General features: G+C 68.7%; 2 pseudogenes. One reads left to right on the plus strand and one right to left on the minus strand.

The window, feature by feature from the left end:
- Window positions 1-261: pseudogene (locus LPZ50_RS25260) on the minus strand (MFS transporter); the annotation flags it as partial.
- 83 nt (window positions 262-344) lie between these two features.
- Between LPZ50_RS25260 and LPZ50_RS25265 the strand changes: the two are divergent.
- Window positions 345-524 (plus strand): annotated as a pseudogene (locus LPZ50_RS25265) (GlxA family transcriptional regulator); the annotation flags it as partial.

A 524-nucleotide genomic window follows, 5' to 3' on the forward strand; every position in this document is an offset into this window, starting at 1 on the left:
GCCGGCCAGGCCGCCCAGGGCGAAGCCGGCCCGGCGGCCGACGCGCTGCATCAGCAGCGAGGCGAACCAGGTGACGGCGGCCCCGGCCACGGTGATCAGGGCAAAAGGCAGCGTGGCCAGGGCCGGGGTGGGCGCCAGCATGTGGCCGGTCAGGGCCGTCAGGGTGAGGTCTATGGAGATGGCGGCGATGTACAAAGCCTGGCACAGGGCCAGGATGCGGGCGTTGCGGCGGCCGGCGTGCAGGGAAGCGAAGGCGGGCATGGTGGGGCAGGAGCAGGGTTGACAGCCTATACTCTAGCGAGGGAAGCTATGGCGTGAATGACATATTTCCCTGAAAAATTGCCATGCCTGTCGAAGTTGCTTTCCTGCTTGTTCCCGGATTCCAGCTGCTGGATATGGCCGGGCCCCTGTCGGTCTTCCAGACCGCCAGCGAAGCCGTCGCCGGTCCGCGCGGGCCGGCCTATGCGCTGCGGTTGCTGTCGGCGCGCGGCGGCCGGGTGGCCAGTTCTTCCGGGGTCGAGGTG

This window comes from Bordetella petrii (assembly GCF_020991325.1).
Taxonomy (GTDB): domain Bacteria; phylum Pseudomonadota; class Gammaproteobacteria; order Burkholderiales; family Burkholderiaceae_B; genus Bordetella_A; species Bordetella_A petrii_E.